Raw genomic sequence first — 14,438 nt, 5'->3', positions numbered from 1 at the left:
GATCTTTAAATATTTTTTAGTTGATCTCCGTATACATAGCTTTTGATGTCTATTGCTAAACCTGTTTTTATATCACAATCTACTATAACACCACACAAAGTAGCATCTCCAGTAGCAGGAAAGTGTTTCACTGAATTCTTTTTTAAAAATCTATTCAAGGAATTTTCTTTATTCATTCCAATCACTGAGTCATAATCCCCACACATACCTGCATCGGTTTGATATCCAGTGCCATTATTAAGTATTCTGGCATCATTTGTTGGGATATGAGTATGGGTTCCAACCACTAGAGTTGCCTTTCCATCAAATAGATGTCCTATAGCATTTTTTTCGCTAGTAATTTCACCATGGAAATCAACTACAAGTAAATCAAAATCCTTTTTCATTTCATTTTCTTTTAAAAATTTTTGAGAAGCTTCAAAAACATCTTCACACTTTTTCATAAAAACGTTGCCCATCAGATTAAGAACTCCAATTTTTATATCATTCTTTATTTTATAAATCTGAAAACCTTTTCCTGGTGCAGGTTCAAATAAATTCTTAGGTCTTAATAATCTTTCTTCTTTATCAATAAATTCCATAATTTCTTTTTGATCCCAAACATGATTGCCGGTTGTAATAACATCAACTCCACAATTAAAAAAATCCTTACATATTTCTTTAGTTAGCCCTACACCTTGAACTGCTGCATTTTCACCGTTTACTATTACAAAATCGATTTTATTTTTGTCAATTTCATTTAATAAATTACTTGTTAATTTTGAACATCCTGAAATTCCAACAACATCTCCTAAAAATAAAATTCTCATTGTATAATTTTTTTCTCGGTTATTATTAAATCAAGTTTTTTATCATACTTATTGATAGGTATTTTTTTTATCTCCTGGTATGAAAATCCTAATCCAATTTTAAATATTTTTTTAATTTTAGATACTTTTTCTAAATAACGATCATAAAATCCTCCACCATAGCCCAGTCTATTCAAATCATCATCATAAGCTACTAAAGGAACAAATATTATATCTGGGTAAATTTTCTTTCCTAAAGTTGGCTCAGCAATTCCATACTTATTAATTTTTAAAGGATCTTTATTTGTCCATTCAAAAAAATCCATTTGGTTATTTTCTCTAATTATTGGTAAGGAAATATTTGCCTTTTTGTTTCTTAAAAAATAAAGCGTATCCAAGTCATCAATTTCATAATTACAAGGGTAATACCCTCCTACATTTTTGAAATTAATTTTATTTTTATTTAAAAATCGATAAATTCTGTCAGGATTGAGACTAAGTTTTTTATTCGAATTTTTTTTTCTAAGATTTAAAATTTTACTTCTTAGCTTAGATTTGCTCACAGACCTACTTTGAAATGTTTTCTAATTTTGCTTTTTTTACAAAATTTGATATTTGATCCGCAGCTTCATCAATTAAATTTTCGTATTTTTTTTGATTATCGTCAATTTCTTGTTTTAAATTTTCGTGATCAAGATTTAGTTTTTCAATTTCAGATTCTTTTGTATCCCTATAATCGTAAATTAAAGATTTTAGTTCTTTAAATTTTTTTGATAGATCATTTAATTCTTCTTTTTTTTGATCTACTTTTTTCTTAGTTTCGTAATATTCATCCATTATTTTTACAGCTGTAATTAATAATAATTTATTTTCGCCTAGATTTCCCAAATCATTTTTTAAATTATTAAACTTTTTGTTAATCTGAATTAACAATTCTTCTAAGTGCTCCTCTTGTCCATCTTCACAAGCGAGCAAAAACTCTTTATTGTTAAATTTTATACTTACATTTGCCATTTATCTATTTCATCCAATAGTGTGTCAGTTTCTTGATTAAGTTCGTCAATTTTTTCAGAAAATTCGATTTGTTTTCTTTCTTCCAGCTTTTCTTTATTTATTAAATCCTCAAGTTTTTTTGATAAATTTTCATGTTCCTCAAGCAACGTTTTATATTTTTCTTCAATCTTTGTTTTTTCAATTTCTAATTGATTTTGTTTTGTGCTTAAATTTTCGATATTTTTTTGTAATTCAGGATTTGTTAGATCTAAATTTTTTAATTCCTCTAATGCAATATTTAATTTTTTTTCTTTTTCGTTTATAGAATTCATATATATATATTTATATTATTAAATAGATTCTTCTTAGTCTAGTCAGGATAATTTTGAGCAAACTACACAATGATTTAGCTAATTGCATCAGATTTTTATCAATTGATGCTGTTCAAAAAGCAAATTCAGGTCACCCAGGAATGCCAATGGGTATGGCAGATGTTGCAACAGTGTTATTCAAAAATTTTTTAAGATTTAATCCAAAGAATCCAGATTGGTTAAATAGAGATAGATTTGTTTTGTCTGCTGGTCATGGTTCTATGCTTTTATATTCTTTGCTTTACCTAACTGGATATAAAAGCATATCAATTAATAATATTAAAAAATTCAGGCAGCTTAATTCTATTTGTGCTGGACATCCTGAATATCATCCGAAAACAGGTATTGAAACTACAACAGGTCCTCTTGGACAAGGTATATCTAATGCAGTTGGTTTTGCAATAGCTGAAGAAATTTTAAAAAATAAAATAGGTAAAGATTTAATTAATCACAAAACTTATGTTTTAGCTGGAGATGGATGCTTAATGGAAGGAATAAGTCATGAAGCGATGAGTTTAGCAGGACATTTAAAACTTAAAAATTTAGTTATGCTATTTGATAACAATTCAATTTCCATTGATGGTCCAACAAATCTCGCAGTTTCAGATAATTTTAAAAAAAGATTTGAAGGATATGGTTGGGATTATATTTCTATCAACGGTCATAATGAAAAAGAAATTTTTAAAGCACTAAAAAAAGTTCAAAAAGCTAAAAAACCTACTGTGATTTCTTGTAAAACAAAGATTGGATATGGTTCACCGAATAAATCAGGAAAAGCATCGTCCCATGGAAGTCCATTGGGAGTAAATGAAATCAAGCTTGTAAGAAAAGCCTTAAATTGGAAAACCAAACCTTTTGATATCCCAAATCACATTTTAAACAAATGGAGAAAAATTGGCGAAAGAGGTGAAATTTTAGAAAAAAAATGGAACAAAGCATTAAAAAGAAAAAAAATAAAATTTAATCAAACTTTAAAAAATAACTTTACTACGGTGCTTAAGAAAGAAAAAGAGAATGCAATAAAGGAGCCAAAAAATTTAGCTACTAGAAAATGTTCAGAAATGACATTGAATGCATTAACAAAACAAAAAAATAATTTAATTGGTGGCTCTGCTGATTTAGCGGGATCAAATAATACAAAAACTAAAAACCATAAAATAATTAAACCAGGAGATTTTACTGGTGACTACATTCACTATGGAGTGAGAGAACACGCAATGAGTGGAGTTATGAATGGTATCGCACTTCACAGTAATCTAATTCCTTATGGAGGTACTTTTTTAATATTTTCTGATTATTGCAAACCTTCGATCAGATTGTCTGCCTTGATGAAAAAAAGAGTCATTTATGTAATGACTCATGACTCTATTGGGCTTGGAGAAGATGGTCCTACCCATCAACCTATAGAACAGCTTTCGGGCTTACGGGCTATACCTAACCTAAATGTATTCAGACCTGCTGATAGAATTGAAACTATCGAGTGTTGGGAACATGCATTAAAAAGCTCAAAAACACCTAGCGTACTATCTTTAACAAGACAAAATTTAAATCCAGTGAGAAAAACATACCCAAATAAAAACTTATGCTCATTAGGTGCTTATGAGGTTTTAAGAACAAATAAAAAAATTAATCTAACAATATTAGCGAGTGGATCTGAAGTTAATCTAGCATTAGAGGTTAGCCATAAATTAGCCAAAGATAAAATATATTCCAAGGTGATATCAATGCCTTGTATGGAACTTTTTGAATTACAATCAAAATCTTATAAAAATAAAGTTTTAGAAGAAACAAAATTTAAAATATCCATTGAAGCTGGATCAAGCGATTGTTGGAAAAAATATGTAGGTGATAACGGTATTGCTTTTGGAATTGATGAATTCGGAAAAAGTGCACCCTATAAAGATATTTATAAATATTTTGGACTAGAAAGTACAAACATTAAAAAAATCACTAAAAAATTATTAAATAAATAAAATGACAATTAAAATTGGAATTAATGGAATGGGACGGATTGGTCGTATGGTTGTTAGATCAATTGTCGAAAGTAAAAATAAAAAATTAAAAATTAATCATATAAACAACAGGTCAAATTCGGAAACTACATCTAAATTAATCAAATATGATTCTGTACATGGAAAATTAAATGCTGATTTAGATTTTGATCTAAATCATTTAATAATTAATAAAAATAAAATTACATTTTCTCAAGAAACAAAAATTGAAGACATAAATTGGAAAAAACATGATGTTGATTATGTTTTCGAATGTACTGGAAAATTTAATTCGAAAGAAAAACTCTTTCCTCATATAGAAAATGGTGCAAAAAAAGTGATCGTTTCTGCTCCATGTAAAAATGCTGATAAAACAATAGTATTTGGTGTTAATGAAAATATAATTACTAAAGAAGATAAAATAATATCTGCTGCATCATGCACTACAAATTGTCTAGCACCAGTAACCAGCGTTCTTGATGAAAGTTTTGAAATCGAAAAAGGTTTTATGACTACTATTCATGCATTTACTAGTGATCAAAGAATTTTAGATAATTCTCACAAGGATCCAAGAAGAGCAAGATCTGCCAGTCAATCGATAGTTCCTACCTCAACAGGAGCTTCGAAAGCAATAGGAGAAATAATACCAAACCTCAAAGGGAAACTGGAAGGTGTTGCGATGAGAGTGCCTACTCCTAATGTTTCTCTGGTTGAATTAGTTTTTTGTACAAAAAAAGATATTAGTATAAAAAAAATTAATGATGCCTTTGAAGAAGCATCAAAAAATAAATTAAAAAATATCTTAGAAGTTACTCATGAAAAATTAGTATCTATAGATTTTAATCATCATCCTGCTTCTGCAATAGTAGATGCTTCTTTAACAAATGTGGTTGGAGGTAATATGGGTAAAATATCAGCATGGTATGATAATGAATGGGGCTTTTCTAATCGAATGTGTGATATCGCTGAAACTTTGCATAAAATCTCTTAATGAGAAGTATTATAAATGAAAAAAATCTTATCAATAAAAAAATATTATTAAGACTAGATTTAAATGTTCCTATAAATAGAGGAAAAATAACAGACACAACAAGAATTGATAAAATTCTTCCTACATTAAATTTTTTGATTAAAGAAAAAGCTAAAATTATAATTTTATCTCATGTTGGAAGACCAAAAGGTAAAACAGATATAGAGCTTTCTCTGGAACCAATTCGTACAGAATTACAAAATAAATTAAAAAAAAAAGTAAAACTTATTACTGAAAATATTAAAGAATTAAAAAGTAAAGATTTCTTAAATGAGTATAATGAGGATATTTTTATTTTAGAAAATATTAGATTTTATTCTGAAGAAGAGCAAAATGATAATAAGTTTGCAGAACATCTATCGAGTCTTGGAGATATATATGTAAATGATGCTTTTTCTTGTTCGCATAGAGCTCATGCCTCAATTTGTGAAATTCCAAAATTCTTACCCTCATTTTCTGGGTTGCAGCTAGACTTAGAAGTGAATGCACTTAATAAGATAACTTCTGAAATTACCAGACCGATTACTTGTATTATTGGTGGGTCTAAAATTTCAACTAAGATTAATGTTATTAAAAATTTAATTCCTAAATTTGATAATATTATAATTGTTGGGGGTATGGCTAATAATTTTATAGAATATTTTGGAAATAGTGTTGGCAAATCTATTAAAGAAAAAAATTGCGATAAAATAGTAGAAGAAATCATCTCTCTATCAAAAAAAGAAAAATGTAAAATAATCTATCCAGAAGATGTAATTGTATCTAAAGATTTAAATGGGTCTCCTCAAAAGCAAGAATTGAGTAAAATATTATCTGATGAAATGATATTAGATATAGGTCCAAAAACTATAGAAAAAATAACAAATATTATTGATGATAGTAAAACTATACTTTGGAATGGACCCGCAGGATATTTTGAAAATCCAAATTTTGCTTATGGAAGTATTCAAATAGCAAAAAAAATAGTTGAAAACAATAAAGCAAACAAAATTTTTTCAGTTGCTGGTGGTGGAGACACAGTTTCTTTATTAAATAATTTAAAAGCTGTTAATGAGTTTAATTTTGTTTCAACTGCAGGTGGAGCATTTTTAGAATATCTTGAAGGTAAAAACCTTCCTGGTATAACCGCATTAAATTAAAATGTCTGAATTAAATAATATTGCACTTAAAATAATTTCCAACGGCAAAGGTATACTAGCGGCTGATGAGAGCAATGGAACTATGACTAAAAGACTTGAAGCAGTAAATGTCAAATCAACTCCAGAAAACAGACTTTCCTTCAGAGAAATTCTTTTTTCATCAGATGGAATGAAGGATTATATAGGTGGTGTTATTCTTTACGATGAAACCATCAATCAAATTTCAAGTACAGGAAAATCAATACCAAATTTAATATCTAGTTCAGGTGCAGTTCCTGGAATTAAAGTTGATACTGGCGCAAAAGATTTAGCAAATTCTCCTAAAGAAAAAGTCACAGAAGGATTAGATGGCCTTAGAGATAGATTAAAAATATATTATGATCTTGGAGCAAGATTTACAAAATGGAGAGGTGTCTATTCTATTGGTGAAAATTATCCAAGCAAACTGGCAATAAGTAGTAATGCTCATGCACTTGCTAGATACTCTGCACTAGTTCAGGAAAATGGAATGGTTCCGATAGTAGAACCCGAGGTATTAATGGATGGAAACCATTCTGCAGAAGTTTGTTTTAATAAAACATCAGAAGTAATCAAAAAATGTTTTGAGGAACTAATTTTACACAAAGTTGATTTATCGGGAATTATTTTAAAACCAAATATGATTTTGTCTGGCAACCTATTAGAAAATAAAATTACTAGTGAAGAAGTTTCTATCAAAACATTGGAATGCCTTAAAAATTGTGTACCTAATGAAGTTCCTGGAATAGCTTTTTTATCTGGAGGGCAATCTGAAATTGAAGCTACAGAAAATTTAAATTTAATAAATAAAAACAACAATACCAATTTTATAATGACCTATTCATATGGAAGAGCTCTTCAACAAAGTGCTTTAAAAGTTTGGTCTAATGATATTAAAAATGTAGAGGCAGCTCAAACTACTTTTAATCATAGGGCTAAAATGTGTACTTTAGCTGCTCAAGGAAAATGGTCTAGTGAGCTTGAAAATAATTAAAAAAAAATTTATTTATCTTATTTCTCCTAACAAAATTCCTAATTCTTTCTATAAAAATTTAAAATTAGTTTTAAAAACTGGAAAAGTAAGTTTTTTTCAACTTAGACTTAAAAATCATTCTCTTAAAAAGAAAATTATAATTGGAAAAAAAATTAAGAATATTTGTAAAAAAAATAAAGTAAAATTTATAATTAACGATGATCCTTTACTTGCTTTAAAATTAAACGCAGATGGTTGCCATCTGGGTCAAAAAGATATGAATATTAAAATTGCAAAAAAAATACTTGGTAAAAAAATTATAGGAATTACTTGTAATAATTCTATGAATTTAGCAAAAAAAGCAATTAAAGCTAAAGCTGATTACATTGCTTTTGGCGCTTTTAATGAATCTAAAACTAAAAAAACTAAGCATGTAGCCTCTATAAAAATTTTAAATCAAGTTAAAAAATTTACAAAAATACCAACTGTAGCTATTGGTGGAATTAATGCTGTTAATTATAAAAATCTATTATTGAATAATGCAAATTTTTTAGCTATTTCAGGCTACATTTGGAAAAATAAAATATATAAACCGTTACAAGCTATAGAAAGATTAAAATGAAAATTAATGCTGGAGAAATAAGAGTTGGAATGCTCTTAGAATATAAAAATGATTTATGGCAAGTTTTGAAAACTCAACATGTAAAACCAGGAAAAGGTGGCGCTTTTGCTCAAGTTGAAATGAAAAGCTTAAATAAAAATACAAAATTAAATGAAAGATTTAGATCAAGTGAAACGGTAGAAAAAGCGTCACTGGAGGAAAAGACTTACAATTATCTATATAGTGATGAAACAAATTATTTTTTTATGGATCCAAAAACATTTGAACAAATAGAAATAAAAAAAGAAACTGTAGGTGAGAAAGGTAAACTTTTAACTGAAAACTTAGAAGTTTCTGTAAGTTTTTATAACGAAAACCCACTATCTATTGAATTACCTAACCAAGTACAGTGTAAAATTGAAACTACTGATGCAGCTCTTAAAGGACAAACTGTGTCATCATCTTACAAACCAGCAACTCTTGATAATGGTTTAAATATTCAAGTTCCTCCTTTTATTGAAGCAGGCGATGAAATCATAGTTGATACTAGAAATTTAGAATACATTAAAAAAATCTAAAATGATCTCTATATCTTCAAATTTAAATATTATGATCAAAGCAGCTGAAAAAGCCTCAAAGTCTGTAATAAGAGATTTTGGAGAAGTTGAGAAACTACAGGTATCTAAAAAAGGACCCCGAGATTTTGTTACAAAAACTGATAAACATGTAGAAAAAATTCTAATTGAAGAACTTTCTAAAACAAAAAAAAATTATTCTTTTTTATCAGAAGAAATTGGTTCAATTGAAAACAAAGATAAAGATAATATTTGGATTATTGATCCAATAGATGGTACAACAAATTTTCTACATGGTATTCCTCATTTTGCAATTTGTTTAGCTCTTGAATCTAAAAAAGAAATAATTAGTGGTTTGATTTATGATCCTATTAAAGATGAAATGTTTTATGCAGAAAAAAACAAAGGAGCATATCTAAACAATCAAAGATTACGAGTATCAAACAAAAATTTAATTGATGAATGTTTGTTTTCAAGTAACCATGAAGGAGTCAAATTCAGCAATTTAAATATGAGATACAGCGGATGTGCGGCTTTAGACTTGGCTTATGTAGCTTCAGGAAGATTAGATGGTTTTTTTCATAATAAAATTAATATTTGGGACGTGGCAGCAGGAGCCTTGTGTGTAGAGGAGGCAGGTGGAATAGTTAATGATTTAGATAAATTCGATCAGAACAATATAGATATTCGAGCATCAAGTAGTGCAATTAATGATAAAATGCTTGAAAAATTAAAGAACTTTTAATTGTGTTCTAGGTTTCTTTTGCTATAAGTCTCGATATGAAAAAAGACATACATCCAAACTACCACACTATTAAAGTTGAAATGACTGATGGTACTCAGTTTGAAACTAAATCAACTTGGGGTGCTGAAGGAGATATATTAAAATTAGAGATAGACCCTAAATCACATGCGGCCTGGACTGGTGGAAAGCAAAAGTTAATGGATAAAGGTAGAATAAGTAAATTTAATAAAAAATTTCAAAACTTCAAATCAGATAAGAAAAATTAGATGTCAAATACTCCTTTAATGCCAATGGCTACTGCTGTTTGGCTTGTAGAAAATACTACTTTGACTTTTAAACAAATTGCAGATTTCTGTAATCTTCATGAAGTAGAAATTCAGGGGATTGCTGATGGAGAAGTTGCAAAAGGAATTAAAGCCTATAATCCAATTATCTCAGGACAATTATCTAGAGAAGAAATTGAGTTATCTTCCAAAGATGAAAATAGAGCTCTTCAAATTAAAAGTTCAGATATAGAAATCTCTAATACAGAAAAAAAAATTAAAAAATATATTCCTCTCTCTAAAAGGCAAGATAAACCTGACTCAGCTTTATGGCTAATTAGACAACATAGTATGCTTAAAGACTCTCAAATTGCAAAATTAGTTGGTGTAACAAAAAATTCTGTTACCTCAATTAGAAACAAAAGTTATTGGAATTATAATAATTTAAATCCAAAAGACCCTGTTGCTCTAAACTTATTTAGTCAAAAAGATTTGCTTGAAGCATTAGAGAAGGCAGAAAGAAGAATTAAAAGAGAAAAAAAAGAAAAAGAAAAACAAAAAAAACTAATATCCAACTAGTACAATGAATAAAATAAATAGACATAAATTTATAAAAGTGCTAATTAACCACTTTTTTGGAGGTAGTTATTAAAATAGAAGTAAAAGATAATAATATTGAACAAGCTTTAAGAGTTTTAAAAAGAAAACTCCAGAGAGATGGTTTTTTTAAAGTTATTAAACTAAAAAATACTTATGAAAAACCTTCTGAGAAGAAAAAAAGAATTCTGCAAGAAAATATTAAAAGAGTTAAAAAGTTAAACAAACTTAAAAATAGAATTTAAAAATAACGCGGGGTGGAGCAGTCTGGTAGCTCGTCAGGCTCATAACCTGAAGGTCGGCGGTTCAAATCCGTCCCCCGCAACCAAATTAATGAAAAAATTTAAAATTTTCTTCAATTTTTTATTACATAAAATTATAAAATACATTGTAGATATCATATTTTATAAAAAAACATTTCTTTATAATTTTTTTATAAAAAATCTTAGTTTAGGAGATTTCTGTTATTCTTACTATTCAGTTAAATTAAATAATATTGATTTTAAAGACGCAACATTTAGGTTTGCATGTGGTGGAGCATATGGAAACTATTTCGACTCATTAATTAAAGAATATAGAAAAGATTTTTTTTTTTTAGATATAGGTGCAAATATTGGAATATTCTCTTTAATAGCTAAAAATAATAAAAATTGTAAAAAAATTATTTCTGTTGAACCCTCTAAATTAATTTTTAAAAAATTGAAAAAAAATTTATCTTCAAAAAATTGCGTTCTTTATAATTTAGCTATTAGTAATTTTAACGGAATTGCAGATTTAAGTATTAAAACAAATCATAGCGGTGTTTCAAGGCTGATAGATAAAAAAGATAAAAAAAATTACAAAAGTCAAAAAGTAATCACAAAAAATTACAAATTTTTTAATATGATATATAAAAAATTTAAACCTTATAATTTAATAGTAAAAATTGACGTTGAGGGTCATCAGCTTAAGGTTATCAAAGAGATAAAGAAATCACAAATTTATAATGAGATTTCAATAATGTATATTGAAACAGAAAATAATTATAATGCTAAAAAAAAATTACAAACAATTTTGCCTAATTTTAAACTAATAAAACTTGATAAAGTAATAAATTTAAAAGATTCAAATATAAATATGGTTTTTAAAAAGAAATGAAATTAACTCACGTCATTTTATATTACCCTTCAATGGAAAAAGGTGGAATTGAAGTAAATTTAAGACATTTAGTAAAATATTTTACAAATAAAGGAATAAAAATTAGTTTAATTTCAAACAAAATAAATACAACAGGACTTGGACTTAATAAAAAAAAATTTAAATTAATAAAGACAGATACGAAATTTACTAACTCTTTCTTACCCTATAGATTACTTACTTCTTTGTTTTCAATAAAAAAATTAATTAAAACTATAAAGAATAATAAAAGAGAAAATACTGTAGTTTTTTCTATGCAAAGTAGCATGGTTTCTATATTGGTTTCAAAATTTTATAAAACTAAAATTGTTGCTAGGAATTCAGAAGATCCTATTTCATCAACAGTATATGCCGACAATTATATTTCTTCTATTATAGTTTTTTTTTTAAGATTTATAATTTATAATTTTGCAGATGGGATATTAACTAACTCACATGGATCAAGAAAATCTTTAAAATTATTTTTAATTAATAAAAATAAAATAAAAACAATTTATAATCCTTATTTACTTAAAATAAAAAAAAAGCCTAATTATAAAAAAAAAAATTTAATTCTATCAATTGGAAGACTTGTTAAACAAAAAAATTTTGAGACGCTAATAAGAGGTTTCTCTATATTTTCAAAAGATAATCCTGGCTATAAACTAATTATTCTTGGAGACGGTCCTGAAAAAGAGGAACTTAAGCAGTTAATTAAAAAGTTAGATTGTGATAAAAAAATTATACTCAAAGGCTGGATAAAAAATACTAACAAATATTTTTTTACTTCAAAATTATTTATTTTAACCTCTCTATACGAAGGTCTTGGAAATGTGTTTATAGATGCAGTAAATAATGAGGTTCCATGTATATACACTAATTGTAAAAGTGGGCCAAATGAAATTCTTCTTGGCAAAAAAGGTGGCTACCAAATCAAAGTAAAAGATCATAAAGAATTAGCTAAAAAAATTAAAAAGGCTGTAGTTGACTATAAAAATAGTGTGGCAATGGTAAGATATTCGAAAAGAAAAATTAGCCGCTTTTTATATAAAGACGTATGTCCTAAGTATCTAGCTTATCTGAATAAAATTAGTAAATATTAAAATTAGATTTTTTACTATCGACTAAGAAAGCTTTAACTGTTTCTCTTGTCAATTGATCAAATGATTTTCCAAAATTTTCTATCTTTTCAATAATTACTGGGGGTACTGTAATTATATGACAACCTAGTTGTTTTGCTTGTAAATAATTATAGGGCTCTCTAACACTTGCCCATAATATTTCAACATTCTTAAACTTTTTTGATAATTTAATACTTTTTATAAATTCTGGAACTGGATCTTTTCCAGTGTCACCTGCTCTTCCGGCAAAAATAGAAATGATCACTTTTGTTTTTTTATTAATGAGCTTTAAAATTTTTTCTGTTTGTTTGGCATTATAAACAGCTGTAATATTAATTTTTATATTTTGATTATTCAATTCTTTGATAATTCTTCCCATAAATTTACCTTTAGAATTTGTAACTGGGACTTTTACATAAACATTTTTTCCCCAAGTATTTATCTTCATTGCTTGAATTTTCATTTCTTTGTATTCGTCAGCAAATACTTCAAATGATACAGGTTTATTCTTGCAAATTTCAAGAATTTTTTTTGAATACAATTTGTAATCTTTTGCTCCAGCTTTTCTCATTAGGCTTGGGTTGGTTGTAAAACCTTTAACAATTTTTTTTTTATTAAATTTTTTAATTTTGTCTAGTTCTGCAATGTCACAAAATATTTTAGTATTCAAATTATTACCTATAGATTTTTTGTAATATCCTCTGTCATCTTTTTAGCATCAGCAAACAACATTAGGGTATTTTCTTTATAAAAAAGATCATTATCAATACCGGCATAGCCTGGTGATAAACTTCTTTTTACAAATAAAACAGATTTACATTTTTCAACATCAAGAACAGGCATACCATAAATTGGGCTTTGAGGATCGGTTTTTGCAACTGGGTTAGTCACATCATTGGCTCCAATTACAAAAGCAACATCTGCATTTGCAAAATCGTTATTTATTTCCTCTAATTCAAATACCTCATCATAAGGCACGTTTGCTTCTGCTAATAACACATTCATGTGCCCTGGCATTCTACCAGCAACAGGGTGAATGGCATAAGAGACTTTAATGTCATTTTTCTTTAATGTATCTACCATTTCCCTTAAAGCATGTTGAGCTTGTGCAACTGCCATTCCATAACCAGGAACAATTATGACTGATGAAGCATTTTTCATTAAAAAAGCAGCGTCATCTGCATTACCACTTTTAACTGGTCTTTGTTCTTTGGTAGAATTGCTTGTGGCATCTTCTGTTGCACCAAATCCTCCCAAGATAACATTAAAGAAAGAACGATTCATTCCTTTACACATGATATAAGATAAAATTGCACCTGATGATCCAACAAGTGCACCTGTAATAATTAATGCTGTATTTTCTAAAGTAAACCCAATACCTGCTGCAGCCCAACCTGAATACGAGTTAAGCATAGAAATTACAACGGGCATATCTGCTCCACCAATTGGTATAATTAAAAGAAAACCTATTAAAAATGAAACAGCTAATAGTATCCAAAATAAATTAGACGATTGAGTTGAACATAATAAGTAAATTAAAACAACTATTGACATCAATATAATTGCATTTAATGGATGTTGGCCTTTAAATGTAATTGGAGATCCAGACATTATTCCCTGTAATTTTAAAAATGCAATTACTGATCCAGAGAAAGTTATAGCTCCAACCGCAGCACCAATTGACATTTCGATTAAACTACCAAGTTTTATATTTCCCGGAGTACCTAGATTAAACGCTTCAGGATTTAAAAAAGCAGAAATTGCGACAAATACAGCAGCAAGTCCAACAAGACTATGAAAACCAGCTACTAATTCTGGCATAGCTGTCATTGGTATTCTGTAAGCAATAAAAGCACCAATTGATCCACCTGCTAAAATAAATATTAGTACAAATATAAATCCAGTAGAAAAATTACCTGTTGATAAAAATGTTACTGTTATAGCAATGATCATTCCTAAAATACCAAACAAATTACCTTGTCTAGATGTTTCAGGTGAAGACAGGCCTCTGAGAGCAAGAATAAACAAAACACCTGATGCTAAATAAAAAATTGCTGATAAGTTTGCAGATATCATTA

The 14,438-nt window shown here is 27.7% G+C and carries 18 protein-coding genes and 1 tRNA gene; 13 read left to right on the top strand and 6 right to left on the bottom strand.

All coding sequences use genetic code 11. The annotated features are described in order from the left end of the window. Window positions 1-5 precede the first annotated feature (5 nt). The 4 genes from AMN81_RS04685 to AMN81_RS04670 are packed head-to-tail and all read right to left on the bottom strand — an operon-like array spanning window position 6 to window position 2,113. The gene (locus AMN81_RS04685) at window positions 6-809 is read right to left on the bottom strand and encodes a TIGR00282 family metallophosphoesterase (protein WP_072090918.1); all 804 of its coding nucleotides are present in this window, start codon (window positions 807-809) and stop codon (window positions 6-8) included. Continuing rightward, window positions 806-1,351: a 5-formyltetrahydrofolate cyclo-ligase gene (locus tag AMN81_RS04680; protein ID WP_072090917.1), complete on the bottom strand. Its 546-nt coding sequence runs from the start codon at window positions 1,349-1,351 to the stop codon at window positions 806-808. Before AMN81_RS04680 ends, AMN81_RS04685 begins: the two co-directional genes overlap by 4 nt. Window positions 1,352-1,355: 4 nt before the next feature. Then, window positions 1,356-1,802 carry a cell division protein ZapA gene (gene zapA, locus AMN81_RS04675; RefSeq protein ID WP_023854316.1) on the bottom strand — a complete coding sequence of 149 codons (447 nt, stop codon included), beginning with the start codon at window positions 1,800-1,802 and terminating at the stop codon, window positions 1,356-1,358. Next, window positions 1,790-2,113, bottom strand: coding sequence for a 5-formyltetrahydrofolate cyclo-ligase (locus AMN81_RS04670; protein ID WP_072090916.1), 324 nt, complete (start codon window positions 2,111-2,113; stop codon window positions 1,790-1,792). Before AMN81_RS04670 ends, zapA begins: the two co-directional genes overlap by 13 nt. Window positions 2,114-2,166: 53 nt before the next feature. On the opposite strand from AMN81_RS04670, the gene tkt reads away from it, so the two are divergent. The 13 genes from tkt to AMN81_RS04605 all read left to right on the top strand — a co-directional run bounded on the left by tkt (window position 2,167) and on the right by AMN81_RS04605 (window position 12,342). Beyond that, window positions 2,167-4,125 carry a transketolase gene (gene tkt, locus AMN81_RS04665; protein ID WP_072090915.1) on the top strand — a complete coding sequence of 653 codons (1,959 nt, stop codon included), beginning with the start codon at window positions 2,167-2,169 and terminating at the stop codon, window positions 4,123-4,125. A gap of 1 nt (window position 4,126) precedes the next feature. Beyond that, window positions 4,127-5,134 (top strand): type I glyceraldehyde-3-phosphate dehydrogenase, encoded by a 1,008-nt coding sequence (gene gap, locus AMN81_RS04660; protein WP_072090914.1) that lies wholly within the window; start codon window positions 4,127-4,129, stop codon window positions 5,132-5,134. Further along, on the top strand, window positions 5,134-6,312 hold the full coding sequence (locus tag AMN81_RS04655) for a phosphoglycerate kinase (protein ID WP_072090913.1): 1,179 nt from the start codon (window positions 5,134-5,136) through the stop codon (window positions 6,310-6,312). Before gap ends, AMN81_RS04655 begins: the two co-directional genes overlap by 1 nt. 1 nt (window position 6,313) lies before the next feature. Continuing rightward, a complete protein-coding gene (locus tag AMN81_RS04650) occupies window positions 6,314-7,324 on the top strand; it encodes a class I fructose-bisphosphate aldolase (RefSeq protein ID WP_072090912.1) in 1,011 nt (336 codons plus the stop codon). After that, window positions 7,311-7,925 carry a thiamine phosphate synthase gene (gene thiE, locus AMN81_RS04645; RefSeq protein WP_072090911.1) on the top strand — a complete coding sequence of 205 codons (615 nt, stop codon included), beginning with the start codon at window positions 7,311-7,313 and terminating at the stop codon, window positions 7,923-7,925. Before AMN81_RS04650 ends, thiE begins: the two co-directional genes overlap by 14 nt. Next, a complete protein-coding gene (gene efp / locus AMN81_RS04640) occupies window positions 7,922-8,482 on the top strand; it encodes an elongation factor P (RefSeq protein ID WP_023854323.1) in 561 nt (186 codons plus the stop codon). Before thiE ends, efp begins: the two co-directional genes overlap by 4 nt. Before the next feature lies 1 nt (window position 8,483). Further along, window positions 8,484-9,224, top strand: coding sequence for an inositol monophosphatase family protein (locus tag AMN81_RS04635; RefSeq protein ID WP_072090910.1), 741 nt, complete (start codon window positions 8,484-8,486; stop codon window positions 9,222-9,224). A 35-nt stretch (window positions 9,225-9,259) separates the two neighbouring features. Further along, window positions 9,260-9,490, top strand: a complete 231-nt coding sequence (rpmE, locus tag AMN81_RS04630; RefSeq protein ID WP_023854325.1) for a 50S ribosomal protein L31 — start codon at window positions 9,260-9,262, stop codon at window positions 9,488-9,490. Beyond that, complete coding sequence (locus AMN81_RS04625; RefSeq protein WP_023854326.1) at window positions 9,491-10,066, top strand: cell cycle transcriptional regulator TrcR; 576 nt, start codon at window positions 9,491-9,493, stop codon at window positions 10,064-10,066. It abuts the gene before it with no gap. Window positions 10,067-10,134: 68 nt separating this feature from the next. Continuing rightward, window positions 10,135-10,329, top strand: coding sequence for a 30S ribosomal protein S21 (rpsU, locus tag AMN81_RS04620; RefSeq protein WP_008544401.1), 195 nt, complete (start codon window positions 10,135-10,137; stop codon window positions 10,327-10,329). 6 nt (window positions 10,330-10,335) lie between these two features. Then, a tRNA-Met gene (locus tag AMN81_RS04615) sits at window positions 10,336-10,412 on the top strand. A gap of 5 nt (window positions 10,413-10,417) precedes the next feature. Next, window positions 10,418-11,221 carry an FkbM family methyltransferase gene (locus AMN81_RS04610; protein ID WP_072090909.1) on the top strand — a complete coding sequence of 268 codons (804 nt, stop codon included), beginning with the start codon at window positions 10,418-10,420 and terminating at the stop codon, window positions 11,219-11,221. Further along, a complete protein-coding gene (locus AMN81_RS04605) occupies window positions 11,218-12,342 on the top strand; it encodes a glycosyltransferase (RefSeq protein ID WP_023854329.1) in 1,125 nt (374 codons plus the stop codon). Before AMN81_RS04610 ends, AMN81_RS04605 begins: the two co-directional genes overlap by 4 nt. Here the strand turns inward: AMN81_RS04605 and AMN81_RS04600 are convergent. Together AMN81_RS04600 and AMN81_RS04595 are read right to left on the bottom strand one after the other, a co-directional pair. After that, window positions 12,329-13,030, bottom strand: coding sequence for a transaldolase family protein (locus AMN81_RS04600; RefSeq protein WP_023854330.1), 702 nt, complete (start codon window positions 13,028-13,030; stop codon window positions 12,329-12,331). The two genes, AMN81_RS04605 and AMN81_RS04600, sit on opposite strands and share 14 nt — an antisense overlap. An 8-nt stretch (window positions 13,031-13,038) precedes the next feature. Continuing rightward, window positions 13,039-14,436 (bottom strand): NAD(P)(+) transhydrogenase (Re/Si-specific) subunit beta, encoded by a 1,398-nt coding sequence (locus AMN81_RS04595; protein ID WP_179850568.1) that lies wholly within the window; start codon window positions 14,434-14,436, stop codon window positions 13,039-13,041. Window positions 14,437-14,438 lie beyond the last annotated feature (2 nt).

It is taken from the genome of Candidatus Pelagibacter communis (assembly GCF_001179845.1).
GTDB lineage: Bacteria > Pseudomonadota > Alphaproteobacteria > Pelagibacterales > Pelagibacteraceae > Pelagibacter > Pelagibacter ubique_Q.
Note: the sequence above shows the minus strand (reverse complement) of the source record. Positions and strands in the feature narration are given on the sequence as shown.